Raw genomic sequence first — 25,856 nt, forward strand, 5'->3', positions numbered from 1 at the left:
ATTCCACTAAATTATTTTATCGACTGATCAAATAATGGTCAGGATCGATCTGTTGCATTCAATGGAAGAGCTAAACATTGTTTGTGCGCTTGGCTGCTTTAGTCCTGAGCGCTTACAAATGCTTTGTTCCCCTGACGACAATGAAGGATTTTCTCCTTTCTTGATTAGTAGGAGAACAAATAACTGCGAAAGGCGCAATTGAAAAAAGCTTGAGGCGATGTTACAAAATGTAATGATGATTTTGCGACGCGCTCTTCCTTCGATGAATGGCCTTTTCACATTAGAGGCAGCAGCGCGGCATGGAAATTTTTCCAAAGCGGCACAGGAGCTGAATGTGACGCCTGCCGCTATCAGTCGTATGATCGGGCGACTTGAAGAGCATCTGGACGTGCAGATTTTCATTCGTACGACGAGTGGTGTCACGCTGACCGAGTACGGTAAGATTTTACATGATGCGATTGACCGAGGCTTCGCTGGTATTGAACAGGCATTAAGAGAAATCAGCGACCGCAAACAGGGTGTTCAGACGGTAACGCTCTCGCTTTCAACGGGCTTCACAACGCATTGGGTGATGCCGCGTATGGCAGCTTTTAAGAAGACTTTTCCTGGCGTTGATCTAAGGTTCGAGCTGATCATGGGACCGTTGGCTGGCCCAGTGAACGACGTAGATCTCGGTATGAGATTTGTAGAAGGTGGCGATGATAATCACGAAGCCACTTTCGTTATGCCCGAAATTCTTGTTCCGATTTGTAGCTCGACTTATCAAAGAGAGCATGATGAGGCGGCTTCGGTTCTTGATCAGCCTGTGACAACGCTTATCAATCTCAGTGAAGCGCAGCCGAACTGGCCGGATTTTTTTCTGCCCGCGCGGGGTCATGCAGCTCACGCTGAAATGCTTTTCTCTGACTATGCCATAGTTGTGCAGGCCGCATTGCTGGGGCAAGGCGTGGCGATTGGCTGGTTAAATGTCGTTGCGCACTGGCTGCGGACAAACGCATTAATCCCAGCCCAAAATCGGCTACTACCAACACATCGCAAATGTCATCTTGTGCGTCTGCGTGACAAGCCTGTTCGCCCCATCGTGGCGCAGGTTCGGGACTGGCTTATCACAGAGTTGATGGATGATATTAGTGCTATTATAGCGATGTATCCATCACTTGGGCTTCAAGAGGCCTTAAAGTCTGGTGAGTCTAGCTGAATGGGCTATCAGCCCCAGCCATGGGCTGATAGCCCGTAAATCCAAGGCTTGTTCGCCCCTCTGTTCAAAAACAGTTTGCCCTTCGACATGGTTGTTACCGTGCTGTACACACCGAGGCGGCATTGCTCTAAGAAGTCGGCGAATGGGCCAGTTTTTTCACGCGTATCAACGCGCGCAAATTTGCCTTTAAGATTTTTCAGGTGGACTGCGGTCAATTGAATGGCATCTTCGTCGTTGCTTGCAACGATGGGGCCAATAACTTTCCCGCGACCAAATTCGCGACAAAAGGAATAGCCGATAATCTCATCGTTTCTCTTTAAGCCGTAAATATCAGCCGTGTCGGAGATGAGCTTAAGCAAGTGCATACGGTTTGTGCCAAAGGCTTTGCAGTCGATCTTGGAGACCTTTTCGATTTCCTCTGCTGAAAGGGCTATAAGTTCTCCATTGGGCGCTGGTATGGCCGGAAGTTCGAGCCCGACTTCTCCCTGATGCTGATAAACTGTCGCCTCATCGGTAAAGCCAAGCGACAGGTAAAGGTTATACGCGGCTTGGGTTGCATTTAGGCTGAGATTGCGACCTTTGCATCGCTCCAGCACCTGTTCCATTAACCAGCGACCATTGCCTTGCGCTTGTGTGCGAGGGGAGGTGATGACCATGCCAATAGTTGCGAAATCGTCACCGTAAGGAAACCACATAGCGCTACCGAATACCCGACCGATCCCGTCAATGGCGACCAGCCCTTGCCCGGTTTTCAACATGAGATCCCAATCATTCGGGCGATGTGGCCAGCGAACACCCATCGAAAGACCATGAAGTAGGCTCTTGTCCACATCTGCTATGTCATGTGCGATCAATTCAAACGATTTCAGCCGTACTGATTTTTGCATATCAGCCAATCCGATCCTTACCCGCTGCCCAAGCTCGACTTGCGGACATTCAGCTCTCAAGACACAGTGTTTTGATCCTGCCGCGCAATGCAATGCTTTGGGCAGGGGTATTTTGCCGCATTATTCCATAAATACCTCCGCATAATTAGCTGCTTGATCGCCGCTATTCACAATCTTTGTTTGAACCTGCAGCATATTCGGCACGGAACACTGCCCCAACAACATATTCTGATAGAAATCCGAAGGTCTGACTTTGAATGTGGTATTTATGAACGTCGAAGAAATCCTTGCAGCTTTGATCGGCTTTCCATCGGTTGTTGGCACTCCCAATAATGCGATTGTTGGCTGGATCAGTTCTTACGCTAAGTCTGCGGGTGCTGACGTATCGATTTTGCTCGGACCTGAAGGTGACAGGGCAAATCTTTTTATCACTATCGGCCCCCGTGATGTGCCGGGTTACATTCTTTCTGGTCATACGGATGTGGTTCCCGCGGGAGAGTCTGAATGGACGACTGATCCGTTTGAGCTGCATACAGATGGCAACAGACTGTACGGGCGCGGGACGTCAGACATGAAGGGCTTTCTGGCTTGTGCGCTTGTTGCTCTGCCGATGCTCGCCTCTCGTTCGTTGCAAAAACCCTTGCACCTGGCTTTTTCTTATGACGAAGAAGCGGGCTGTCGTGGTGTGCCGCATTTGCTTGCAGCGCTTCCTGATCTTTGTGCCAAGCCGCTGGGTGCCATTATCGGTGAGCCAAGCCGCATGCAGGCTGTGCGTGCGCATAAAGGAAAGGCTGCAGCTCGGTTGGAAGTCATTGGGCGCTCGGGCCATTCATCGCGTCCCGATCTTGGGTTGAATGCCGTTCACGCCATGGCTGGCGTGATTGCAAAAGCAACTGCTTACGGTCAAACGCTGGAAAGCGGGCCTTTCGATAAGAGTTTTGAGCCGCCTTATTCATCGTTGCAGTTTGGCGTCATCTCTGGCGGACAGGCGGTTAATATCATTCCTGATCGTTGCACAGCCGATATCGAGGTGCGTGCCATTTCCGGCATATCGCCAACCGAATTGCTGGAGCCAGTTAAAGCAGAACTATTTGCCCTGCGGGATTGCGGGTTTAAGGTACTTTGTCATGAATTAAGCGCTTATCCTGCACTCTCTCTTTCAGATGATAGCGCGCTTTCTCAGTTGATGGTTGAGCTTACGGGGCAGGATACACTTGCCGCCGTGAGCTATGGTACGGAGGCGGGATTGTTCCAGCAAGCAGGCATTGACGCAATCATCTGCGGTCCCGGTGATATCAGCCGCGCCCATCGCCCCAATGAATATATCGAAATCAACGAGCTGCATGCGTGCCAGAAGATGATTGAGAATCTTGCCACGCGCCTTACCTCTTAATCGGAAGCAATCATGGCGTTTCTTTTCAATTCCGATGTAGTCCGTGGTGCTGTTTTTCGTGAAGCGTTTTCAAAAGCGCTGCCGGACATCGAGTTTTTTCAGGCTGGCGATGAGGTTGATCCTGATAAAATTCGCTTTCTGATTAGCTGGGTCGCCCCTGATGATATTGCGCGCTATCGTAATCTCGAAATTCTGTTTTCGATTGGAGCTGGCGTTGATCAGTTCAAGCCCGGCAGCGTGCCTGAGCATGTGAAGCTCGTTCGCATGGTTGAAGACGGCATCATTCGCATGATGCAGGAATATGTGGCGCTAGGTGTGCTGACATTGCATCGTGAAGCAATTGCCTATCGCCAACAACAGCAGGCGCAAACATGGCACGCCATTGCGACACCGCAAGCATCAGAACGACGAATTGGCTTTTTAGGACTTGGTATGCTGGCGCAAGCCGCAATCGAACGGCTCAAGCCATTTCAGTTTCCGCTTTCCGGTTGGAGCCGCAGCCAGAAACACATTGAAGGCGTTGTTTGTTTTTGCGGCGAAGACCAGTTTGCGAGCTTTCTGCGCCAAACAGATATTCTGATTTGCTTGCTGCCGCTGACCGATGAAACACGCGGCATTCTGAATGCAGACTTGTTTGCTTCGCTGCCAAATGGTGCACGATTATTGCATACCGGGCGCGGGCCACAGCTTGATCAAAATGCACTGATTGAGGCACTCGATAGCGGTCATCTTGCGGCGGCTATGCTTGATGTGACTTATCCCGAACCGCTTCCATCTGGGCACCCGCTTTGGTCGCATCCGAAAGTGCTGATCACGCCGCACGTTGCATCTGTCACGCAACCGCATACGGCTGCGAAATCCGTCATTGAAAACATTCAGCGCCATCTAGTTGGAAAAGAACTGATCGGTCTGATCGATCGCAAACTTGGCTATTAAATGAAGGGAACCATCATGTCACTTTTGATTACCATCGATCCAAATCCAGATTTCGCACCGAAAGAGGCGCTGCCTACTGAAGACCGCCTGATCTCTGGCACGCCATCGTTTAAGACATGGGCGCAGGATGCGTCGAAAAGCGATAAGGTTCTAACAGGCGTTTGGGAGGCAACACCGGGCGAAACGCATTCTATCAAGGGCACAACATTAGAGTTTTGCCACATTCTGTCCGGCCTTGTCGAAATTGAAGAGAAGGATGGCGAAACTAAGACCTATCGTGCAGGCGACAGCTTTGTCATGAAGCCGGGCTTTGTTGGTGTATGGCGCACGATTGAAACCGTACGTAAAATTTATCTTTGCGTTTACGAATAAGCATTTCGTATCCAGAATAATCCGCCGCTTTAAACCCGTCTGACGCGATTCAAAGCCGTCAGGCGGGTTATTCTCAATCAAAAATGCGGCGCGTGTGGCTCTAATCTTTCATCATAGAAAGTGCGAGGTGCGCCATGACATTAAGCTTTGATCCTGAAACGATTAAACTGCCATTTTATCATTATATTGGCGGGGAGCGCGTGGAAGCTACCGGCGCGATGGAAATGCACCGGCCATCGGACGGTAAAGCCTATGGCGATTGTCCGATTGCGGATGATGCATTGGTCGATCGCGCCGTCGAGAATGCCAAGGCCACTTTGAAAACCAGTGGCTGGGCTGACAGCCGTCCGCGTGAACGGCTCAATGCCATGCATCGTTGGGCCGATCTGATCGAGCAGGAAGCGATGACGCTGGCGCGCATGGAAGCTGTTTCATCAACACGCCCAATCGCCCATCTCATCGAAGGCGATATAGCCGTCACTGCCGAGCAAATCCGCTTCTTTGCAGAATTTGCCGACAAGGAAGGCAGCGAAGTTGTGCCAACCAGCACCAGCACGTTCGGCATGACCTTGAGCGAGCCTTATGGTGTGATTGGTGCGATTACACCGTGGAATTTCCCGATCTCGATGGCTGGCTGGAAGCTGGGACCGGCGCTTGCTGCAGGCAATGCTGTTGTCCTCAAGCCATCTGAAATAACGCCGTTTACCACGCTTTATATAGCGGAACTCGCAGTAAAAGCCGGCATTCCAGCAGGGCTCATCAACATCGTTCTCGGGGATGGGCCAACCACCGGCAATGCGATTACCGGGCATCACGATATTTCCAAGGTGAGTTTTACTGGGTCGACGGCAGCAGGTGCGGCGATCATGGAGAATATTGCGCGCACCGGCATCAAGCCTATGACGCTGGAACTTGGCGGTAAAAGTCCGCAGGTAGTCTTTGCTGATGCTGATCTTGAACTAGCCGCAGCTGCTATCACGCGAGGTGTCATCTCCAATGCCGGACAGGCCTGTGTCGCGGGTTCGCGTCTGATCGTTGCGGAAGAAATTGCGGATGCATTGAGCGAGGCGATTGCGCGTCATATGGCGTATATCAAGCCGGGCGTGACGTGGGACGAGAATACCCAATATTCTCCAATCATCTCCGAACGCCAGATTTGTCGTATTGATAAGATTGTGCAGAAGGCTGTCAGCCTTGGCGCAGAAAGCGTTGTCGGTGGCAAGCGAATGGATTGTGAGGGCTATTTTTACGAGCCAACGCTACTTCGTGGTGTCGATAAAAACTCCCCAGCTGTGACCGAAGAAATATTCGGTCCTGTGCTGACACTTCAGACATTCAAAGACGAAGATGAGGCATTAGCGCTTGCCGACCATCCGACTTATGGATTGGCAGCAGGTCTTTTCACCCGAGATTTGTCTCGTGCGTTGCGTGTCACCAAGGCTTTGCAAGCAGGAACGATCTGGGTCAATCGCTATGGCCGTTCGCGGGATCATATCCTGCCGACTGGCGGCTATAAAAGCTCTGGCATTGGCAAAGATCTTGGCCGTGACGCCTATCTTGCGAACCGCAAAACGAAAAGCGTACTCATAGATTTATAAGGGAACGACGAATGGCAACCTATTCGATTGCACTCATTCCGGGCGATGGCATCGGCAAAAGCGTAACCGATGCGACATGGCAAGTTTTGCAGCAGGCGGCAAAGCGCAATAGATTTGCATTGGAAGGCACCAGCTTCCCGTGGTCCTGCGAATATTATCATGAGACCGGCGCAATGATGCCAGCAGACGGTATCGAGACGTTGCGCAAGTTCGATGCGATTTATCTTGGTGCGGTTGGCTGGCCAGCCGAAGTGCCAGATTCGGTGTCGCTACACGGATTGTTGCTGCCGATCCGCAAAGCCTTTGTGCAATATGCCAATATTCGCCCCCATCGACTGTTGCCGGGTGTAACCGGCCCGCTTCGTTCGGAAGGCTTTGATATTCTTTGCATTCGTGAAAATACGGAGGGTGAATATTCGGGGGCTGGTGGGCGTGTGCATTCCGGGACCAAGGATGAAGTTGCGGTCGAAACTGCGATTTTCACACGCACAGGTGTTGAGCGTATTATCCGCTTTGGTTTTGAGCAGGCACGTTTACGCCGCAAGAAGCTGGCCTCGGTGACAAAATCCAATGCGCAGAAATATTCGATGGTTTTTTGGGACGAAGTGACAAAGGATGTTGCCAAAGAATATCCCGATGTTGAGGTCTCCCACTATCATATTGATGCCATGGCGGCACGCATGGTCATGGCGCCGGAAAGCCTTGATGTGGTCGTTGCCTCCAATCTCTTTGGCGATATTTTGACTGATCTGGGTGCTGCTATTCAAGGCGGTCTTGGCTATGCGGCGTCTGCCAATATCAATCCGAATCGTTCAGCACCTTCGATGTTCGAGCCGGTTCATGGCTCTGCGCCCGACATTGCGCATCTTGGCATTGCCAATCCAATTGCAGCGATATGGTCGGGTGCGATGATGCTTGAGCATCTTGGAGAGCACCAGGCTGCAAAAGATGTGATGGCAGCAATTGAAGAAGCGACGGGTAAGGGTATCGGAACGGTTTCGGGCAAAGACAAGACGGATGCGATTACGCAGGCCGTGCTCGGCGCGCTGGCATAATAAGGGAACATATAAATGTTAAAAGAACAGAGTCTTTTCCGCCAACAGGGTCTTATTGGTGGCATTTGGCAAGATGCAGCCTCCGGCGCAACTGTCGATGTTACCAATCCTGCAAGCCTCAGCACTTTGGGTACGATCCCCGATATGGGGGCCAAGGAAACGCGCGCGGCAATCGACGCTGCTGCGGAAGCTTTCAAGCCATGGAAAAAGAAAACCCATGCTGAGCGTGCAGCTCTACTTGAACGCTGGTTTGCGTTGATGGTCGAGCATGAGCAGGATCTTGCTCTTCTGCTGACATTGGAGCAGGGTAAGCCGCTCAATGAAGCACTGGGCGAAATCCGCTACGGCGCATCCTTTGTTAAATGGTTCGCTGAAGAAGCGCGTCGCATTGATGGCGGCAGCATTCCTTCGCCAACTGCAGATCGCCGTATTCTTGTATTGAAAGAAGCCGTAGGTGTTTGTGCGATCATCACACCGTGGAATTTCCCGAATGCGATGATCACCCGCAAGGTAGCACCTGCTTTGGCTGCTGGTTGTACCGTTGTCATCAAGCCTTCGGAGTTCACGCCATTTTCTGCACTCGCACTTGGCGTTCTTGCTGAGCGGGCAGGGATACCTGCTGGTGTCATCAATATCGTTACCGGCATGCCAACGGAAATTGGCAATGAACTGATGGCCAATGAAACCGTGCGCAAAATTTCGTTTACGGGTTCAACGCGTGTGGGTTCGCTGCTGATGAAAGGTGCTGCCGACAGCATCAAGCGCTTGAGCTTAGAGCTTGGTGGCAATGCGCCATTCATCGTGTTTGACGATGCTGATCTGGATCAGGCGGTTGAAGGCGCTATCGCCTCTAAATTCCGTAACGGTGGACAGACATGCGTTTGCTCAAACCGCATTCTCGTCCAGACTGGCATTTATGATGCCTTCGCAGCCAAACTTTCAAGCCGTGTTGCGCAGATGAAAGTTGGCGTTGGCACCGAAGAAGGCGTTGTGATTGGTCCGATGATCAATCATTCAGCGATTGAAAAGATCGAGCGTCATGTGAGCGATGCTTTGGGACGCGGTGCAAAAATTCTTGGACAAAGCGAAATAATGCCGGAAGGTCGTCAATATGCACGTCCGATTGTTCTGGGTGACGCTACAATCGACATGCTGCTTGCATCGGAGGAAACCTTTGGCCCGGTCGCACCACTTTTCCGTTTTGAAACGGAAGAAGAGGCTATTGAAATTGCGAACGGAACGCCTTTTGGTCTGGCGGCATATTTCTTTACTGAGAACCTCAAGCGCTCTTGGCGTGTCGCGGAAGCGCTGGAATTCGGGATGGTTGGTTTGAATACGGGGCTGATTTCAACCGAAGTCGCGCCTTTTGGCGGCATCAAACAGTCCGGGCTTGGCCGTGAAGGATCGAAGCTCGGTATTGATGAGTATCTGGAAATCAAAACGCTGCACGTTGGTGGGCTTTAAGACAAAAGAAAAGGGCGGTTAATCCGCCCTTTTTTGATTACTGAAACTTGTCGAGCATTTTATAATAAAAGCCCACCATCGGCAAAAACCATGGTTTGCCGGAATAGCCCGGAATGGTTGGCCAATCGAGACCGGAAATTGGATTTTTGTCGCCGCGTCCGAGGATCGCATCGGCAAGATAGATGCCCATCTGGGTGGACATCTGTGCGCCATGGCCCGAATAGCCCATGGCATACCACACGCCATCGGCAAAGCCTGCGCGCGGATAGCGATCCTGCGTCATGTCAACGAGCCCACCCCAGCAATAATCGATTTCAATATTGGCAAGATGTGGGAAAATCTTGACGAGGCTGTCGCGTAAAATTGCACCGCTTTTGTTGTCGGATTGCTGGTCTGAGGTCGTCGAGAAGCGTGCGCGACCGCCAAAAATCATCCGGTTATCGGGTGCCAGCCGGAAGTAATTGCCGATATTCATCGACGTCACATAAGTGCGGTTGCCGGGCATAGTGGCGGCAATTTCGCTTTGTGTCATTTGTCGGGTTGCGATGATGAAACTGCCGACCGGAATGATACGTTTGCGGAAATAGGAGAAACTGTCGGTCGTATAGGCACCGGTTGCCAGAATGACGTTATCAGCGCTTACAGTGCCGCGCGACGTGACGATCTGCTGCTTGCTGCCCGTTTTTTTGCGCTCTTGGACCGTGGTGTTTTCAAAAATGAAAGCACCGTGACGTGCTGCTGCCGCAGCCAAGCCAGTCACATAGCGCCCCATATGCATCATGGCGCTTTTCTTGGAAAGCATGGCACCATGAAAATCATTGGATCCGACTTCGCCTGAAAGCTGATCGGCGCGCAGCAAAGCTGTGTCGGGATCAACTTCTGTATGAATAGCTTCAAAATTGCGCGCAAGTGCATCAAAATGGGCTGGCTTTGAAGCCAGTTTCAGCTTGCCTGCGCGTCGGAAGGAACAATCGATATTTTCCTCTGCAACGATGCGTTCAATCGTGTCAACGGAAGCGTCAAAGGCTTTGTAGAGAGCCTTGGCGCGTTCTGCGCCAAGGTGTTGTTTTGCCGCGATAAAGCTATGCGCGAGGCCATTGTTGAGATGCCCGCCATTGCGCCCTGAAGCGCCGGAGCCAACAAGCCCTGTTTCAAAGACAGCAACGCGGCTGCCCGCTTTGGCGAGATGCAATGCAGCCGAAAGGCCGGTAAAACCTCCGCCGATGATGGCGACATCATAATGCCCTTCCGGCGGGTTCTTTTCCGCATCGGTGAAAGGCGGTGTGGTATCGTGCCAGTAGGGTTTAAATTGCATCTTGCTATGCCTTATTTACAGTCCAACGACACCGGCGAGACCGGAAATATCTTTGATTTCGGCATAGCCGTAATAAGGATTTGCTGGCTCGTGACCGCGATTGACCCAGACCTTGTTTTTGATACCAAGATCATGTGCCGACATCAGGTCATAGCGGAATGATGACGAGACATGCAGAATGTCTTCCGGGTTGGCGTTGAGCTGGTCGAGCATATATTCAAATGCCTTGAAGCGCGGCTTGTATGCCTGTGCCTGCTGTGCTGTATAAACGGCATGAAATGGTGCACCGAGCTTGTCGACATTGTGGTGAATCTGCTCGTTCATGGCGTTTGAAAGAATGACGAGCGGTATTTCCTTTGCAACCTTGGAAAGACCGGCTGGCACATCCGCATGTGGTCCCCAAGTTGGAACGCGCTCATAAACTGTGCGTGCGTCTTCGGTCTTAAACGTTACATTGTTCTTCTTACAGGTGCGTTCAATCGCATTATGCACGACTTCATTATAAGGCTTCCAGTCGCCGAGGATTTCATCAAGACGATAGGCAGCAAAATTCTTGATGAATTGGTGCATCTGTTCTTTATTAAGCTGTTCGCCATAAAGATCGCGTGCGGCTTCCGCCATCTGGAAATTGGTCAGTGTGCCGTAGCAATCGAAGGTGATGTATTTTGGTCTAAACTGGGCCATGATTTGATCCTTCCAAGCCTTGCGGGCACTGCTGTGCCGTTCTCATACATCATAATGAGCGGTGAATGGACTAATCACTGCTTTCATATCCGTGCAAAGCAGATTGTTTCGTATCTCGATCACGCTTTGGCAGAGAGTTTCGTCTGGGCGACGTTGATGTGGGCGAGAGTGATTGGTTTTAGCCGTTATTTGATATGGGGCACGGCATAAGATGCGGCGGCGCTATCAAAGGACAGTGAAAACCATCAGGATATCGATGCTGGTCAGGATGAACTGCTGCAAACCTCATTCTAATCTGAGTCTATGAAGAACCATGCTCGGAAACCGTCATGACCGCATCGCCAATCACTCTTGAAACAATGACACAGGATCATCTTGATGGCGCAGTTGTTTTGTCTCAACAGGCAGGCTGGCCGCATCGCCGCGAAGACTGGGCCTTCGTGCTAGCACTCAGCAATGGTGTTGTTGCACTTGAAGACGGAACCGTCGTTGGTACCGCAATGTCGACGCCGTTGGGCGCTGATGTTGCAACCGTCAATATGGTTATTGTCGATGAAGCGATGCGCGGACGTGGGCTTGGTCGCAAGCTGATGCAAGCGGCACTGGATGCTGCAAGCGGGCGCACTTGTTTGCTGGTCGCAACGCAGGATGGCTTGCCGCTTTATGAAAAGCTCGGTTTTGTGGCGATTGGCGAAATTATTCAGCATCAGGGTCTGGCTGCAAAGGTCGATGCGCCAGACAATGTTTTCTGGACTAAAAGCGATGACTTTGCGCGTCTGATCGAGATGGATCGTGTCGCAACCGGCCATAATCGCTCGAACATCATGCAATTGTTGAATGAAAGCGCGCAGTTCGCTGTCATCCGCAAGGGTGATGAGGTTGAGGCATTTGCTGGGATTCGCCCCTTTGGTCGAGGTCGTGTTATCGGCCCGGTTGTTGCGAAGAACGGCGACGATGCGCGTGCGTTGATCGATTTTCTACTTTCAAAACATATGGGTGAATTCGTCCGCGTGGATACGAATATTGCGACGGGCCTCGCCGATTGGCTGACTGAACGCGGGCTGGTTCATGTTGGCGGCGGAATACCGATGCGCCGCGCCGTTGGGCCAGTCGAAGAACAAAGCGGTACTGAATACCGCACATATGCGCTTGTAAATCAGGCACTAGGTTGATTTGGAGAATATTATGCTGAGCAATTCGCTGATCGAACTTGATCGCGCCCATCTGGTGCATCCGGTATCATCATTCCGCAGTCACGAAGCCGCTGGCGTCCGTGTTCTGAAGTCGGGCAAGGGTGCTACTGTGACCGATGCATCGGGCCATAAGCTGCTTGATGGTTTTGCCGGTCTTTGGTGCGTGAATCTTGGCTATGGTCAGGATAGCATCGTTGAAGCGGCGACAAAGCAGTTGCAAGAGCTTCCCTATGCAACTGGCTATTTCAGTCTTGGTTCAGAGCCTGCCATTCGTTTGGCTGCTGAACTGGCAGACCGCGCGCCGGGTGATCTCAACCACGTCTATTTTACGCTTGGCGGGTCGGACGCGATTGACAGCACAATCCGCTTTATTCGCTATTATTACCATGCGAAGGGTACGCCGCAGAAAGACCAATTCATTTCGGTTGAATATGGCTATCATGGCTCCTCAACGGCTGGTTCTGGCCTGACCGCACTTCCGGCATTTCATGCGGGCTTTGGTGTGCCATATGACTGGCAGCACAAAATTCCATCGCATTACGCTTATCGCAATCCGGTTGGCGCTGATCCGCAGGCAATCATCGACGCATCGGTTGGAGCGTTTCGTGCAAAAATTGAAGAGCTTGGTGCAGAGCGTGTTGCAGCATTTTATGTTGAGCCTATTCAGGGTTCGGGCGGTGTGCTGGTACCACCGACTGGCTGGCTCAAGGCAATGCATGCGCTTTGCAAGGAATATGATGTTCTGTTCATCGCCGATGAAGTGATCACCGGCTTTGGCCGTACGGGTCCGCTGTTTGCGTGTTCTGAAGATGATGTTGTGCCGGATTTCATCACCACGGCCAAGGGACTGACCTCGGGCTATGTGCCGATGGGGGCCGTGTTCATGTCCGAGCATGTTTACAATACGATAGCTGATGGTGCAGGCAAATCGGCAGTCGGTCACGGCTATACCTATTCGGCACACCCAGTCAGTGCGGCAGTCGGCCTAGAATGTCTGCGCCTTTATGAAGCTGGGTTGCTAGAAAATGGCCGTAAGGCTGGTGAGCGCCTCATGGCTGGTTTGCATGGTTTGGCAGATCATCCGCTGGTTGGTGATGTTCGTGGTCGCGGTATGCTGGCAGCAATCGAGCTTGTTACGGACAAGGAAAAAAAGACGCCACTTCCGGCTGCGGCTGATCCGGCACGCCGTATTTTTGATCGTGCATGGGATAATGGCCTCGTCATCCGTGCTTTTGCGAATGGTGTTCTTGGCTATGCGCCGCCGCTTTGTTGCACTGACGAAGATATCGACGCAATCATCGAACGCACGCGCATAACGCTTGATCAGACACTTGCTGATGAAGACGTGCGTGCAGCAATGAAGGGATGAGTTTGACGAGCAGCAGCTTAGTTGCGAGCAAGAATTTCGTAAGTCTATGAGATTCGCAATATTATGCTGTTGCTCTTCACCAATTCAGCGCAATTTACGCGCATCTCTGTAACACACTGTCAGAGCTGCCAAAGGTGAGGATAAAAGGCGAAGCCTTGGATTATACCGGCCAAATGCCGGGTCAACCCGATCCAAAAAGCCTCTCGAACTCACATTGCAACGAGGTGTAGTTAACGACCGTATTTCTGAAACCGCAATGAGCCCAAGGTGAAGCCGGTGACTATAAACCGGAGCACCGGATGCAACTTTAACAAGGGGAACTGCCATGAGCGAGAAGATAACCAACTGGACTTCTTCCGACGACCGGATGATTGAAAATGCAATTCGTCGCGGGGCAACCCGGCGTGAATTGTTGCAGATGATGCTTATGGGTGGCGTAGCAGTTGCAGCTGGGTCGACGATCCTTGGTCGTGCAACATCTGCATATGCTGCGACCCCGGTTAAGGGTGGCTTCATCAAGGCTGCTGGTTTTAGCGCCTCCACCGCCGATACGCTTGATCCCGCCAAGGCTTCCAATGCGACCGATTATGTTCGCTGCTGCGCGTTCTATAACCGCCTGACATTCCTCAATGGTCAGGGCGAAACTGAGATGGAACTGGCCGAAAGCGTTGAAAGTTCGGATGCGAAGGTCTGGACCGTCAAGCTGCGCAAGGGTGTTACGTTCCATGACGGCAAGTCACTGACTGCGGATGATGTCGTTTTCTCGATTACTCGCCACCTTGATCCCGCCGTGGGCTCCAAGGTCAATGCGATTGCCAAGCAGATCACGGGTGTAAAGAAGGTTGATGACACAACCGTTGAGATCACGCTTCAAGATGCGAATGCCGATTTGCCAACAATTCTGGCACTGCATCATTTCATGATCGTTGCTGACGGTACGACTGATTTCTCTAAGGGCAATGGCACCGGTCCATTTGTTTGTAAGGAATTCCAACCGGGCGTGCGCTCAATGGCTGCGCGTAATGAGAACTATTGGAAGAACAACGGTCCACATCTCGACTCGTTTGAGTTCTTTGCAATCTCCGACGAAAGCGCACGTATGAACGCCGTGCTTTCTGGCGATATTCACCTTGGCGCGAACCTCAATCCACGCTCGCTACGCGTGCTTGAAAATAACCCAGCTGCCAAGCTCTTTATCTCGAAGCTCGGCACTTATACCAACCTGAATGTCCGTCTTGATTTGACGCCGGGCGATAAGGCTGGCGTTGCTGAAGCACTGAAATATCTGACTAATCGCGAAGTTATTCAGAAATCCGTACTGCGCGGCCTTGCTGAAATCGCGAATGATCATCCGGTTCCCGCGACCAGTAAATATTACAATGCAGAGCTTAAGCAGCGCGAGTTTGATCCAGAACGCGCAAAGTCGCTCCTTGAAAAAGCTGGCATGCTTAATCAGGAAATGCGGATCTCTGCTGCGGAAGCTGCATCGTCATCGCTCGATTATGCAATGGTTCTCCAGCAGGCAGCTTCGACAATCGGTCAGAAGATCACCATTGATCGTGTGCCGTCGGATGGCTACTGGTCAAACCATTGGCTGAAAGATCCGGTACATTACGGCAATATCAATGCTCGTCCGACACCGGATATTCTGTTCTCACTGCTCTATAAGACCGATGCGCCATGGAATGAGAGCCAGTACAAGTCCGAGAAATTTGACTCCATGCTGCTTGAAGCCCGCGGCTCGCTTGATGAAGCGAAGCGCAAGGCAATCTATGGCGATATGCAGGCCATGGTCTCCAACGAAGCTGGAACGGTCATCCCGGTATTCATGTCCAATGTTGATGCGATTTCGCCGAAGTTGAATGGCCTTGAGCCAAATCCGCTTGGCGGCATGATGGGTTATACATTTGCCGAACATGCATGGCTGGAAGCCTGACATTTCGTTAGGTATCCTTGCTTCGGGTTCGGGCAAAACGCCGTCTTTGCCCGAACTGATCGTTTTCCCCAACTATTGGGCTGCGCATGACCATGAAGTCGCCTCTGCTGAATCTCATCGCCAAACGTCTTGTCGTTGCTTTTGTTACGCTTCTGATTGTTGCGTTTACGATTTTCTTTGCAACAGCGATGCTTCCTGGTGATGTGGCTGAAATTCTTCTGGGGCAGGCGGCGACACCTGAAGCCGTTGCCGGACTTCGTCATGCGATGAACCTCGATCAGCCCGCTTTCCTGCGCTTTCTTTATTGGCTGGTTAATTTGCTGCGCGGTGACCTTGGTGTTTCTTACGTCAACAATGTACCGATTTCTGACCTCATCGGCAACCGGCTAGTCAATTCGCTGAAGCTTGCCGGTGTGACGGCTGCAATCTCAGTACCAATTGCATTGTTTCTTGGCATTACCGCCGCAATTATGCGTGGCACGATCTATGACCGTGTTGTTTCGATCATCACGATTTCGGTTATCTCCGTGCCAGAATTCATGGTTGCTACCATCGCAGTGATTGTGTTTGCGGTTTATCTTGGCTGGTTGCCAGCGCTTTCGATGGCCAATGAAGTTACATCGTTCTGGGGGCTTCTCAAGGTTTTTGCGATGCCAGTCATTACGCTGAGCTTTGTGATATCAGCACAGATGATCCGCATGACACGTGCAGCAGTCCTTGAGACGCTCAACACGCCCTATGTGGAAATGGCATTGTTCAAAGGTGCTTCACGCAGCCGAATGGTAGTTGTTCATGCGCTCCCCAATGCGCTCGGCCCTATCGTTAACGCTGTTGCACTTTCACTGTCTTATCTGCTGGGTGGCGTCATCATCGTGGAAACTATCTTCAATTATCCCGGCATAGCCAAGCTGATGCTTGATGCGGTTGCAACGCGAGATCTGCCTCTGATTCAGACCTGCGCGATGATCTTCTGCTTTGGCTATCTTCTGCTCATCACGATAGCCGATTTGATTGCTATCGTTTCCAACCCGAGGCTGCGATAATCATGACTGCTTCCGTCTCAAATCAGCGAAAAGCAAAGTCCCCGCGTTTCGGCTATCGAGTTAATCTGGTCGGCGCAGTTTCCTTTCTGATTATCTTTGGCTGGGCAGTGGTAGCAATCTTCGCTCCTTGGATTGCGCCCCATCCAATTGGCGAGATTGTTGATTTCGACTTTTTCGGCCCGATGAGCGCGCAATTCCCCCTGGGGACAGATTATCTTGGCCGCGATATGCTTTCGCGCATTATCTATGGCGCGCGGTTCACTGTCGGTATCTCGCTTGCTGCCGTGTTTTTAGCCTGCTTTTTTGGCGTTACACTTGGCATGACTGCAGCCGTGATTGGCGGTTGGTTCGATTCAACACTCAGCCGTTTTCTTGATGCCTTAACATCCATCCCAAGCAAAATTCTGGCACTTGTGATCGTCGCAGGTGTTGGAACATCCATCGCGATCCTGATTATTACAATGGCCGTGATCTATACGCCGGGCAGCTATCGCTTTGCGCGCGCATTGGCGATTAACATCAATACGATGGATTATGTGACGGTAGCGCGTGCACGCGGTGAGAAGATTGGCTATCTCATTCGCTCGGAAATTCTGCCCGGTATTATCGGGCCGGTACTGGCTGATTTTGGTCTGCGCTTTGTGTTCATCGTTCTGCTGTTATCGAGTATGTCGTTTCTTGGTCTGGGCGTACAACCGCCCTATGCTGACTGGGGTGCACTGGTTAAGGAAAACATTGGCGGGCTGTCTTTTGCAGCGCCTGCGGTCGTATTCCCCTCGATTGCCATTGCGAGCCTCACCATCAGCGTTAACCTGCTGATCGATAATCTCCCGCAGAAGATCCGTGACAGGAGCGAATGAATGAGCAATCTTGTTGAGATCAAAAATCTTCGTGTCGATGCAAAGACCGATTCAGGTCGCAAAGTAGAGATTATTCGCGATGTCAGTTTCGAGATTGCTGAAGGCGAAATCGTAGCGCTCATTGGCGAAAGCGGTTCAGGCAAGACCACAATCGCATTGACATTGATGGGCTATACGCGTCCGGGCTGCCGTATTGTGGGGGGCAGTATCGCTGTTGCTAGGCAGGATATTGTCACACTCTCGGAGCGTAAACGATCAAAAAAACGCGGCACTGAAGTTTCCTATGTACCGCAAAGTGCGGCAGCGTCCTTTAATCCCGTGCATCGCATTATGGATCAGGTTATTGAAGTAACCAAAATCCATAAGCTGATGTCGAAGGAGGAAGCACGTAAAAAGTCCAAAGAATTGTTTAAGGCGCTGGCTTTGCCAAACCCTGAAACAATCGGTGACCGCTATCCGCATCAGGTTTCTGGCGGGCAGTTGCAGCGATTGTCAGCGGCTATGGCTCTCATTGGCGATCCAAAGCTTATGATCTTTGATGAGCCGACGACCGCACTTGATGTGACGACACAGATTGAAGTGCTGCGTGCATTCAAATCGGTGATGAAAAAGAAGCACATCGCTGGTGTTTATGTGTCGCATGATCTGGCCGTCGTGGCACAGATTGCAGATCGCATTGTTGTGCTTAAAGGCGGCGAGGTGCAGGAGGTGGGGCTTACGCAGGATATTCTGCATAACCCTCAGCATCCTTACACGCAGGAATTGCTTGCCGCCTTTGAACCAGCTTTGCATGCAAAGCCTGAAAAGGCCGCAGTTGAAAAAACTGCACCACTTCTTGTGGTTGATAATGTCCTTGCTGGTTATGGCATGGTTGGCAAATCCGCCGAACCAGCGATGATCGCAGTCAACAATGTCAGCCTTGAGCTGTCGCGTGGACAGAACCTTGGCATTATCGGGGAGTCAGGCTGCGGTAAGTCTACGCTTGCGCGCGTTATTGCGGGTATCTTGCCTGCGGCGCGCGGTAAAATATTGTTCGAAGGCAAGGAAATGCCAAGTGATCTGCGTTATCGCAGTCGCGAACAGCTGCGCGAATTGCAGATTGTTTTCCAGTTTGCGGATACAGCGCTCAATCCGGCCAAGTCGATTGCAGACATTCTGGCGCGTCCGTTAAGTTTTTATCATGGAATGAGCGGCAAAAGCCGGGAAGCCCGCATTGACGAGCTACTCGATATGGTACGGATACCGAGCAATCTGCGCTATCGCAGGCCGGGTGAATTATCGGGCGGGCAGAAGCAGCGTATCAATCTCGCGCGCGCTCTTGCCGCCGATCCGAAGATGATCATCTGCGATGAAATCACATCGGCGCTTGATACAGTGGTTGCTGCAGCCATTATTGATTTGCTCAAAGAACTGCAACACGAATTGTCATTGTCTTATCTCTTCATCAGCCATGATCTTTCTACGGTTCGTGCGATCTGTGATGAAGTCGTTGTGATGTATGCGGGTAAAAAGGTTGAGCAGCTAAGCCCCGATATGATGGGCGATGCGGCCAGCCATCCTTACTCGCGGCTTTTGTTCTCGTCAGTGCCGAAACTCGATACTGGCTGGCTCGATAGCCTGAAACAAGACCCACAACTCGTTCGTGAGTTTACGAAGAGCTAAGCTTTTTAGCTCTGTTCGGTGAACATCACATCAAGTGGAAGGTGTGCTTTTACAATCGGTGATTTAAGCACAACGAAGCTGAAATATTTGTCGATGCCGACATCCATATCGATCAAGCGTTCCATGATCGTCTGATATTCGACGATTCCGGCGGTAACGAATTTCACCAGATAGTCGTAACCGCCGGATACGAGATGGCATTCGATAACGGAATCGATTTTCTCAACCGTTGCCAAGAACCGTGCAAAGTCGATTTGCCGATGATTTTTAAGGGTGACTTCAGTGAATACCGTTAGTGTTTGCCCGAGCTTTGACACATTGATCTGTGCGGAATATCCTGTGATGTAACCTTCCGATTGAAGTTTCTTCACCCGCATCAGACAAGGGCTGGGTGACAGATTGACGAGTTCAGCAAGTTCGACATTGGTTATCCGCCCGTTTTTTTGCATTTCGGATAAAATTCTGATGTCAATTTTGTCGAGCTTCATAGTCAAAACCACTTATTCGGTACTCTGATTTTAGATTATTATCATTTTCGTACCAAGCTGCAATCGGACAGCTTGCGGTTTTCCAAATTCAGTCATCATGCGAAGCAGCTACGTTTTGCACGCAATAATCACCTGTCTAAACTATAGTAAACCATATGAAATTCTGTGTAAACGCGAACTGCGATGTACCTCGCGACGTTGGCTGGATTAGAATATGCGAAACACCGGAGTTCTGCACATGTCTGCACCGCTATTGCACATTGAAACCAGCCCAAACTTGCCTAAAGAAGCTGACGTTGTTGTTATCGGTGGTGGCGTCGTCGGTGTATTTACCGCCTATTATCTGGCACGCAGCGGTATGAAAGTTACACTCGTCGAAAAAGGTCGGATAGCCGCAGAACAGTCAAGCCGTAACTGGGGCTGGTGTCGCCAGCAGAACCGTGATGCCCGTGAACTCCCCATGGCAACCAAAAGCCTTGATCTGTGGGATAAAATTGCTGAAGAAACCGGAGAGTATCCTGGCTTCAGGCGTTGCGGATTGCTCTATCTCTCACAGGATGAAGCAGAAATTGCAGGCTGGGCCCGCTGGCGAGATTTCGCGAAGACGGTCGGTGTTACCACACATATGTTGAGCGCGGCTGAGGCGGCGGAGCGTGGTAAGGCGACTGGACGCGCATGGAAGGGTGGCGTTTTTTCGCCGACTGACGGTATAGCCGATCCTTCACGCGCAGTTCCGATTGTGGCACGTGGTATTATAGCTGCTGGCGGGACGGTGCATCAGAACTGTGCGGCGCGCGGCATTGAGTTAAGCGGCGGGCGCGTCAGTGGCGTTGTCACAGAAGCTGGAACAATACAGACGAAAACCGTGGTGATGGCGGGTGGAGCGTGGGCATCGTCCTTCTGCAATCAGCTTGGTATTCGCTTTCCACAGGCCGCGGTCCGTGCATCGATTTTGTCTGTTGCGCCGGGTGCTATTGGACTGCCGGACGCGTTGCATACATCGCAGGTATCGCTCACGCGGCGCATTGATGGCGGTTATACACTCGCAATCAGTGGCAAAGCACGGGTGGATGTGACGCCTCAGCAATTGCGCTTCAGCCGCGAATTCATACCTATGTTCACGCGTCGCTGGCGTAGTCTTGCGCCGGGTGGCATTCAGGGCTGGTGCTCAGGCCATGAAACGCTGAGCAAGTGGTCACTGGATAAGGTCACACCAATGGAAAGAAATCGTATTCTGAATCCAAAGCCGGATGAAGGTCAGATCACTCTTACCTATAATAGGGCACGTGATCTGTTGTCAGAGCTTGCTAGTATTCCGATTGCCAATCGCTGGGCAGGCTATATTGATAGTACGCCGGATGGTGTACCGGCGATCGGCGAGATTGAAACAGTTCCGGGCTTTATTCTGGCAGCAGGTTTTAGCGGTCATGGCTTCGGCATTGGTCCCGGCGCAGGCCATATGATTGCTGACGTTATATTGGGTCGAGTGCCCATCATTGACCCGACCCCTTACAAGCCAGAGCGTCTGAACCTCAGCGTATGGGGCAAAGTCGCTGAATTTTAGGTTTTGCAGTTATATGGAGAAGTATTTCTCAAATGCATCATGCCGTTGATGAGGACATCTGATTATGCAGCTTCCTGCAAAATGTAAGCAAAGACCTCAGCGGGTATCTTAAATCCACGACACTTGCGCGGCGTTGCATTGAGATTCTGGGTGAGGGCGGTTAACTGCGTTTGGCTAACCTGTGTCTGGTCCGTGTTGCTGGATAAATACGGTCGAATGCACGGTTTTGTTGCAAACTTTTCGTTCACGGATGGACTGATAGTATCTTGGCTTTTAATCAACTGAGTATTTTAGATGTTTAAAGGTCGCCATTTTGATAAATCTGTCATCCTGCTGTGTGTTCGATGGTACCCGGCTTAAAACTTGAGCCTGCGCAATCTGAAGGAAATGATGTCGGGGCGTGGGATTGATCTGGACCATTCAACCAAGCATTGCCAGCTCATCTGCTTCAGCCCAAAACTGCTTGAACGATTTTATTGGAAGAAGCGTCAGGTCAGACGCAAATAGAACCTCGATGAGACTTACTCAAGGTCAAAGGGACGAACGTACCCCGACCCGATGTCTGATTGTGCATGTGAAAATCGACCTTCCACTCGCGGGCAAAGGTGGCAACGCGACTGTATGATTCCTTATAGCCAAGAGCGACAAGGTCAGCGTGCATCTGCTTGACCATGCACTTTTGTTTGCGGGGTTTGCGATCTTCCGACTTTAACCACGTTGTCAGTCGGTCAGAAAATGGGTCGAGTTTGCTTGGTCTATCCGGAACCTGATACTTTGGCTCAACGCCATTGAGACGCAGATACTTGCGGATGGTGTTCCGCGATAGGCCTGTTAGTCGGGCAATCTCGCGGATCGATAGTTCGTCCCGGTAATGTCACCGTCGGATAACGCTCAATAATGCCATGTCGATCACTCAATAGCCCTCGCTGAAAAACAAATGAGGGAAGGTTCAAACATGGGTCAATTATAAATGGAAATATCACCCCCACGGGGTCAGTTCTCAGCAGCAATCAACAATGTTGCAGAGCTCACCGGAAAACGAGGTCTTTTATTCCAAGCTTTTGCACCTGGAAGATGGAGCGCCGATCCAGATCGAAGAGCGATACGTGAATAGCGCTGAGGCTCCCGATTATCTTCAGCAGGACTTCACCCTTATTACCCTAAGTTTCTGGTTTTTGCGCAACACGATTGTCACGACAGTGGATAATACGATCCGTGCTATACGCGCGGATGAAGACATTCGCAAAATCTTGCAGATTGAAGCCAACCAAGCCTGCCTACTTGTTGACAAGCAAACATGGCGTGACGGAATACCAGTTACACGCAGCCGGTTCACATATCCGGTAGATCACTACCGTTTGCGTTCTTCTCATGAGGCACGGGCTAAACGGGTGAATCCTGTAAGCGCGAGCCGATGGCCGCATGCTAGTTCCGTGCGGCCAGCTTCAAACAATTTGGCGATACCTTTCGCACAGCTGTATTAAATTGCAGAGTGAGTGAACTATATTTGATAGTTGTTGGTTTCGCCTTATTTTGAGTCAACCTTCTTCGAGTTAACCCAAACGAAGACGGAATTACATTGAGACTTAAAGCGTACATGTGCTGGGTCTGTTCGGCGTCAAACACAAAAATGGGTTAAATTCAGGCCGAGTTTAACAAAGGTATAATACGGCAGCCTGGCGCGCACACGAATTTTTTATAGATGGTGTGATTACTATGCATTAAAATAGATCTTTCAGTTGAAGATACATATGGCGCTCAAGCGCACTCGTTCAAACTCGAATCGATGTGGAAGTTCGAGATCGTGCCTAGTCGGTGCTTGAAAGTATGGTGCTTACTGTATCGGATGACAAACGAGGGGGTATTACCGTTCGAATTTATATAAGCAGCAAAACGCATGATCTTGGTTTCACAGCAAGGCCTTTGAAGTGCTGTGCGACATGCGGCCGGATGTTACGGATGATTAAGTCTCTCCTCACTTCAAAAAATGACAAGCGGCAATGGGTTCTGTTGCATCTGCAATTAGCCCACGTTTCACATCGTCATGAATATGAACAACATGATGCCGATCTGAAGATCGACACCCTTCATCTGAAGGGGTTGGATTTCCTCAAACTTCGAGAACAAGCTACGGACTGGAGCCGCACCCGCGTAAAGCTGTCGGGTTGAAGCGCAGCTGTTCTTGCCTCTTACTCTAGATTCTCAAAGCGCCAACAAATTTGCCCCGGTTACGACAGCTTTCGGAATATCCCGATTATCACTTGTTTAGACGCATAAATGGTTGGCCAGTGCGGAGATCGGTTTCAATGAGCATGACGGCTGATAAGGGTGCGCCAGATGTTGGAACGGTGGCTACGGGTCGACGCGCCCGTCTGAAATGTCCGGTCTGATCGAACTCATGCAGTGCCGACCACTGGTTTGTACCTGCATAATCGCTACAAAGCTCGAGATTATGTCCCGTGCCGCTATTCGCCTCATTGAAGAGATTAATCTGCTCGAAATGACTGAAAGGGGCCTTTAACTTCGCCATCTGGTGATGCTGCGAGGGCGCCGAATTCAAGGGCTCTGTCGTATTTTTTCGCTTCTTTTGCATTATTTTGCTTTAGGTGCCGATAATGAAGAGAAGATAACGGTGTGGTAGTCCATTCAAAGTCTCGCATTCTTCTAAAAGCGTGATCCTCTATGCTGGTTTCTTCTACGTCCGTTATTCGGTTTCCTATCGTGATCTCCGAGAAATCATGGATGAGCGGGGCGTACAGGTTGACCGTGCAACATTAAACCGTTGGGCTGTACGATACTCTCCCCAGATTACGGCTCGGGCACTAAGACGTAAACAGCCAACACTAGGCTCATGGCTTTTACGAGACCTATATAAAAGTCAAAGGGAAATGGACCTATCTTTATCGGGCCGTGGATCGTGATGCTCAAACTCTGAACTTTATGCTCTCTGAACGCCGAAATCTCAGCGCTGCACCGCGCATATTTAAAAAAAAATCGCAGGCAACGGCGTTCCAAAGAAAGTTGTCATCGAAAAAAGTGGCGCCAATCTGGCTGGGGCTTACGCTGTAAACAGTATCTTGAAAATCACGGGCAAAGGCGAGGTGATCGAAATTCTTCAGATCAAATATCTCGACAACATCCTCAGCAGGACCATCACTTTATCAAGCAGATCACGAAACCGATGATGCGCTTCAAAACGTTTCATTCAGCATTAGCGACAATTGGGTATTGAAGTCGCATATATGATTCGCAAGAAGCAATTCGTAAACGATAACTGCTCGCCATTAGAGGTCTTTGCGGTGCTGGCAGCGTAATTGCGCGCGGAGATAAGGTTGTTTTTAACCCGCTGGGAATTTACGGCTGAGCCTTTCCAATGGCTATTTAAAGCATTCGTAAAAGAAAGTCATAGAACCGCATGTCTTGGGCTCGCGATACGTTGATGCGTATGCCTCTTGCCAGGGGATTTTGTTTATCGATACAAAATACGCTGCCGGGGGCGATGAAGATGCTCTCTTGGGCACCGGCGCGGGCCAATTCGAGATCATTGACACCTGCTGGTAAAAGTAAATACTTGTAGTATCCCCCGACATCATTTGAAAAACATTGCCAACCGGCTTGATCGATTCTGTGTTGGAATTCGTCTGACGCTGTTTCAATTCTCTGCCAAAGGCGTTTCAAATGCCGGTCGTAATGGCCTTCCGCTATTAATCGGTGAAGCAACCGTTCGATATGACCGGAGCTGTTGACTGTTGTTAGCATCTTCAATTCAGCTAGCGCAGCGATGATATCTTCTCGTGCGACTATGAAACCTGAACGCAAGCTTGCTGATAACGTTTTTGAAAATGTCCCCACCGAGATCACACGATTGACCTGATCCAGCGTAGCTAAACGGTGCGCCGATGGCAGAGGAAGGTCGCAAAATGGATCATCTTCGACAATTATTATATCGTGAGTGCTCGCTGCCGCAAGTATGGCGTGGGCGACGGGTAGAGTAATCGAACTACCCATTGGATTATGCCCCAGCGATTGGGTGAAGAACATCTTTGGCCGCTCGGATTTTAGCTTCTCGCTAAAATCACTGATGTCCGGTCCTTCGGGTGTACGGCGTACGCCAACCATGCGTATCTGCGCCAAGGCAAGTTTAGCAAACAAGGGGTAGTAACCCGGATCATCAACAAGGACTGTATCGCCGGCTGAAAGCAAGCCGCGAATAATGAGATCCAACGCGTGGTTGGCGCCAAAACTCAATAAGATATTCGCTTCTTCCGCGTGAATATGCTGGCTCCTCAAGCGATGCGCAATCTTTTCCCTTAACAGGGGAAACCCCAGCGCCGACCCATAAGCATCGGAATCGGTTGTCAGCGACCGGTCGTGAATCATGAGATGACGTTTGATTTCCGACTGCTCGGTCCATGCAGGCGGCGGACGTCCGTCTCCCACCCGGATCTGGAAACTCTGATCGAGCTGTGCGCTGAGGAGAGAAGCAATATCCACCGCTTCTGCGACATGTTTCGGCCGCTGGTTCGTTGTTGTGTCGGGTTCGAAAACAACGGTAAACCCAGACCCCTTGCGGGCTGCAATGAACCCGCCTGCCACCAAACGGTCATAGGCTTCGACGACGGTATTTTTCGATACATTGAATTCACTTGCTGCCTTGCGAACGGAGAGCAGCCGGTTTCCATAAAGCAAGGCACCCGAAACGATCTGTTCCTTCAAGTGCGCAGTGATTGTTTCCACAAGCGTAACCGCAGTAGTGGTCAATCTATGGGTGGGCGCCATGTCGTCTCCGTACTGGTACAGTTGGGGACAATATTTAAAAACTGTACCTTTTCATGAGGG

Annotated in this window: 21 protein-coding genes and 4 pseudogenes; 18 read left to right on the forward strand and 7 right to left on the reverse strand. The window is 50.8% G+C overall.

Going from position 1 to position 25,856, the window contains the following annotated elements; translation table 11 throughout:
* The first annotated feature begins 232 nt into the window (after positions 1 to 232).
* On the forward strand, positions 233 to 1,198 hold the full coding sequence (locus tag H5024_RS18785) for a LysR family transcriptional regulator (protein WP_187548752.1): 966 nt from the start codon (positions 233 to 235) through the stop codon (positions 1,196 to 1,198).
* A gap of 8 nt (positions 1,199 to 1,206) precedes the next feature.
* Here the strand turns inward: H5024_RS18785 and H5024_RS18790 are convergent, their stop codons facing one another.
* Positions 1,207 to 2,085: a GNAT family N-acetyltransferase gene (locus tag H5024_RS18790; protein WP_187548753.1), complete on the reverse strand. Its 879-nt coding sequence runs from the start codon at positions 2,083 to 2,085 to the stop codon at positions 1,207 to 1,209.
* Positions 2,086 to 2,353: 268 nt separating this feature from the next.
* On the opposite strand from H5024_RS18790, the gene argE reads away from it, so the two are divergent.
* From argE to H5024_RS18820, 6 genes are all read left to right on the forward strand, one after another.
* A complete protein-coding gene (gene argE / locus H5024_RS18795) occupies positions 2,354 to 3,478 on the forward strand; it encodes an acetylornithine deacetylase (RefSeq protein ID WP_187548754.1) in 1,125 nt (374 codons plus the stop codon).
* A 12-nt stretch (positions 3,479 to 3,490) separates the two neighbouring features.
* Positions 3,491 to 4,414 carry a glyoxylate/hydroxypyruvate reductase A gene (locus tag H5024_RS18800; RefSeq protein WP_187548755.1) on the forward strand — a complete coding sequence of 308 codons (924 nt, stop codon included), beginning with the start codon at positions 3,491 to 3,493 and terminating at the stop codon, positions 4,412 to 4,414.
* A gap of 15 nt (positions 4,415 to 4,429) precedes the next feature.
* Entirely contained in the window at positions 4,430 to 4,786 is a 357-nt protein-coding gene (locus H5024_RS18805; RefSeq protein WP_187548756.1) for a cupin domain-containing protein, read from the forward strand.
* A gap of 134 nt (positions 4,787 to 4,920) precedes the next feature.
* The gene (locus H5024_RS18810) at positions 4,921 to 6,384 is read left to right on the forward strand and encodes an aldehyde dehydrogenase family protein (RefSeq protein ID WP_187548757.1); all 1,464 of its coding nucleotides are present in this window, start codon (positions 4,921 to 4,923) and stop codon (positions 6,382 to 6,384) included.
* Positions 6,385 to 6,395: 11 nt separating this feature from the next.
* A complete protein-coding gene (locus tag H5024_RS18815) occupies positions 6,396 to 7,439 on the forward strand; it encodes a tartrate dehydrogenase (protein WP_187548758.1) in 1,044 nt (347 codons plus the stop codon).
* A 15-nt stretch (positions 7,440 to 7,454) separates the two neighbouring features.
* Complete coding sequence (locus tag H5024_RS18820) at positions 7,455 to 8,903, forward strand: NAD-dependent succinate-semialdehyde dehydrogenase (RefSeq protein WP_187548759.1); 1,449 nt, start codon at positions 7,455 to 7,457, stop codon at positions 8,901 to 8,903.
* 37 nt (positions 8,904 to 8,940) lie between these two features.
* Here H5024_RS18820 and H5024_RS18825 read toward each other — a convergent pair whose 3' ends face one another.
* Both H5024_RS18825 and H5024_RS18830 read right to left on the reverse strand, forming a co-directional pair.
* Complete coding sequence (locus H5024_RS18825; protein WP_187548760.1) at positions 8,941 to 10,218, reverse strand: FAD-binding oxidoreductase; 1,278 nt, start codon at positions 10,216 to 10,218, stop codon at positions 8,941 to 8,943.
* Positions 10,219 to 10,233: 15 nt separating this feature from the next.
* Positions 10,234 to 10,902: a haloacid dehalogenase type II gene (locus tag H5024_RS18830; RefSeq protein ID WP_187548761.1), complete on the reverse strand. Its 669-nt coding sequence runs from the start codon at positions 10,900 to 10,902 to the stop codon at positions 10,234 to 10,236.
* A gap of 329 nt (positions 10,903 to 11,231) precedes the next feature.
* Between H5024_RS18830 and H5024_RS18835 the strand changes: the two genes are divergently transcribed.
* From H5024_RS18835 to H5024_RS18860, 6 genes are all read left to right on the forward strand, one after another.
* Complete coding sequence (locus H5024_RS18835; RefSeq protein ID WP_187548762.1) at positions 11,232 to 12,074, forward strand: GNAT family N-acetyltransferase; 843 nt, start codon at positions 11,232 to 11,234, stop codon at positions 12,072 to 12,074.
* Positions 12,075 to 12,087: 13 nt separating this feature from the next.
* Positions 12,088 to 13,464, forward strand: coding sequence for an aspartate aminotransferase family protein (locus H5024_RS18840; RefSeq protein WP_187548763.1), 1,377 nt, complete (start codon positions 12,088 to 12,090; stop codon positions 13,462 to 13,464).
* 325 nt (positions 13,465 to 13,789) lie between these two features.
* Complete coding sequence (locus tag H5024_RS18845; protein ID WP_187548764.1) at positions 13,790 to 15,400, forward strand: ABC transporter substrate-binding protein; 1,611 nt, start codon at positions 13,790 to 13,792, stop codon at positions 15,398 to 15,400.
* A gap of 92 nt (positions 15,401 to 15,492) precedes the next feature.
* Positions 15,493 to 16,443, forward strand: a complete 951-nt coding sequence (locus H5024_RS18850; RefSeq protein ID WP_187548765.1) for an ABC transporter permease — start codon at positions 15,493 to 15,495, stop codon at positions 16,441 to 16,443.
* Positions 16,444 to 16,445: 2 nt separating this feature from the next.
* On the forward strand, positions 16,446 to 17,303 hold the full coding sequence (locus tag H5024_RS18855; protein WP_187548766.1) for an ABC transporter permease: 858 nt from the start codon (positions 16,446 to 16,448) through the stop codon (positions 17,301 to 17,303).
* Positions 17,304 to 18,965, forward strand: coding sequence for an ABC transporter ATP-binding protein (locus H5024_RS18860; protein WP_187548767.1), 1,662 nt, complete (start codon positions 17,304 to 17,306; stop codon positions 18,963 to 18,965).
* A 5-nt stretch (positions 18,966 to 18,970) separates the two neighbouring features.
* Here the strand turns inward: H5024_RS18860 and H5024_RS18865 are convergent, their stop codons facing one another.
* Positions 18,971 to 19,453 carry an Lrp/AsnC family transcriptional regulator gene (locus H5024_RS18865; protein ID WP_187548768.1) on the reverse strand — a complete coding sequence of 161 codons (483 nt, stop codon included), beginning with the start codon at positions 19,451 to 19,453 and terminating at the stop codon, positions 18,971 to 18,973.
* Positions 19,454 to 19,691: 238 nt separating this feature from the next.
* Here H5024_RS18865 and H5024_RS18870 point away from each other — a divergent pair, with 238 nt between their 5' ends.
* Positions 19,692 to 21,017, forward strand: coding sequence for an FAD-binding oxidoreductase (locus H5024_RS18870; protein WP_187549108.1), 1,326 nt, complete (start codon positions 19,692 to 19,694; stop codon positions 21,015 to 21,017).
* 294 nt (positions 21,018 to 21,311) lie between these two features.
* Positions 21,312 to 21,521 (forward strand): annotated as a pseudogene (locus tag H5024_RS18875) (IS6 family transposase); the annotation flags it as partial.
* 28 nt (positions 21,522 to 21,549) lie between these two features.
* On the opposite strand, the pseudogene H5024_RS21380 reads toward H5024_RS18875, so the two are convergent.
* Positions 21,550 to 21,870, reverse strand: a pseudogene (locus tag H5024_RS21380) (IS21 family transposase); the annotation flags it as partial.
* 154 nt (positions 21,871 to 22,024) lie between these two features.
* On the opposite strand from H5024_RS21380, the pseudogene H5024_RS18880 reads away from it, so the two are divergent.
* Both H5024_RS18880 and H5024_RS18885 read left to right on the forward strand, forming a co-directional pair.
* Positions 22,025 to 22,501, forward strand: a pseudogene (locus H5024_RS18880) (UTRA domain-containing protein); the annotation flags it as partial.
* A 475-nt stretch (positions 22,502 to 22,976) separates the two neighbouring features.
* On the forward strand, positions 22,977 to 23,186 hold the full coding sequence (locus H5024_RS18885) for a hypothetical protein (protein WP_187548769.1): 210 nt from the start codon (positions 22,977 to 22,979) through the stop codon (positions 23,184 to 23,186).
* A gap of 88 nt (positions 23,187 to 23,274) precedes the next feature.
* On the opposite strand, the gene H5024_RS21385 is transcribed toward H5024_RS18885, so the two are convergent.
* The gene (locus H5024_RS21385; protein WP_247875388.1) at positions 23,275 to 23,547 is read right to left on the reverse strand and encodes a hypothetical protein; all 273 of its coding nucleotides are present in this window, start codon (positions 23,545 to 23,547) and stop codon (positions 23,275 to 23,277) included.
* Between the two features lie 142 nt (positions 23,548 to 23,689).
* Here H5024_RS21385 and H5024_RS18895 point away from each other — a divergent pair.
* A pseudogene (locus tag H5024_RS18895) lies at positions 23,690 to 24,331 on the forward strand (IS6 family transposase).
* A 67-nt stretch (positions 24,332 to 24,398) separates the two neighbouring features.
* On the opposite strand, the gene H5024_RS18900 reads toward H5024_RS18895, so the two are convergent.
* Positions 24,399 to 25,796 carry a PLP-dependent aminotransferase family protein gene (locus tag H5024_RS18900; protein WP_187548771.1) on the reverse strand — a complete coding sequence of 466 codons (1,398 nt, stop codon included), beginning with the start codon at positions 25,794 to 25,796 and terminating at the stop codon, positions 24,399 to 24,401.
* Between the last annotated feature and the right edge of the window lie 60 nt (positions 25,797 to 25,856).

Origin of the sequence: Ochrobactrum sp. Marseille-Q0166 (assembly GCF_014397025.1) — a bacterium.
Lineage (GTDB): Bacteria > Pseudomonadota > Alphaproteobacteria > Rhizobiales > Rhizobiaceae > Brucella.